Raw genomic sequence first — 1,346 nt, 5'->3', positions numbered from 1 at the left:
AATTTGTGGTGGGTTTAGTTCCTTGATGACGCGCCAAAGAATAGTATAGCTGCCATCAGAACGCTGACGAACGGGACGAAAAGCAATAATGCGATCGCTACTTTGAATTTTGAGTAATTCGTCGATTTGTAGTCGTTCTTGGGGGGTAAGTTGTTTCCCTGTGACGATGGCTTCTGGTAGTTGAAATTGGAGCGATCGCACCAAATACGTATGATTTAATCGTACTGGAACTGCTGCTGATACCAGATGACTATCGGGGTTTTTACCTGCAATTAGCTGTCGTTGTTCGACTTGTAAGGCATTTAATTTTTGAGGTGGTTGGTAGTTGAGAAATGCTTTGCGGATTTCTGGAGTGGCAGTTTTCAGCTTCATATCTAACTTTTCGATGGGAATATTACCCAAATCAGCCATAAAGTTGCGATCGCATCCTGACGACAAAATTTGAAAGCGTTCCCCCACCAATTGAAGTGCTAAATTGGGAGTAAATTCCTGTTTTGTCTCTGCTAAAGATGGAAAAGGATAGCGTTCTCCAACGGTTTTCAACATTCTATTCTCAAGCTGATTGAGCGGACGCTGGTAAGCTAAATATGGTAAGACGCGAAAGATTCCCGTTTTTGGTAATGCTAAAAATTTCCCGTAGGTTTGGGGTTCTTCCTGGTCAAGGTCATAAGCAAATTTGTCAAGTGCTGCTGCTGTTTCTCTCGGATTGTGAAACTTAGTATCCTGTGGAAACCCAGCTTTGGCTAAAGTTATATATTTTTCTGCGGTTGCCAAAATAGCTGGTGCTTCTTGGGGAATTGCGATCGCGCTCTGAATCGGTTGAGAGTATTTAACAAAAGATTTCTTTGTCGGTTGACCGATAATTGGTGCTGGAGATGGAACCAAGTTTGGTTCGTATATTGCAAAAGGTGTAGCTTTTTTACCAAGATTAGGACGCTCCACTGGTGACATCGGCAACACTGGGTCTGATTTTCGCTCGCCACTGACCAGGGGTAATTGACGTATCAAAGCCGATTCACCGCGTCGTGACAAGATGCGGTCTAATACTGGAGACAGTTTTAATAACTCTTGGCTGGATGCGTACAAAGAGCAATAAGTTTGGGATTGAGAAACTTGAGCTTGAGAATTGTCTGTATTTATACTTGTATTCAGTGCAGAAGTACAAGTAGTGCGGAAATTAGGGTCTTGTCTTTTAACAAAAGCTTCAATTGCTTTAGCTTGTACGAATATTTGACCGTTTGTGGCTCGAACTCGATTTGGGTCAGGTTGGGCAAGTGAGCGTTCGATCCGTCCAAGCAAATTAATTTGTTCCTGGAGTAATTTTTCTGCGATCGTATAAAAACCGC

At 42.6% G+C, this 1,346-nt stretch carries 1 protein-coding gene; it reads right to left on the bottom strand.

Translation table 11 applies throughout. The features are described from left to right. Positions 1 to 1,346, bottom strand: a 1,346-nt coding sequence (locus CK510_RS32220) for a hypothetical protein (RefSeq protein ID WP_095725130.1), incomplete at both ends; no start/stop codon positions are given.

The organism is Brunnivagina elsteri CCALA 953, assembly GCF_002289455.1.
In the GTDB taxonomy this organism is placed as follows: domain Bacteria; phylum Cyanobacteriota; class Cyanobacteriia; order Cyanobacteriales; family Nostocaceae; genus Brunnivagina; species Brunnivagina elsteri.
This window is presented reverse-complemented; position numbering and strand designations above follow the sequence as displayed.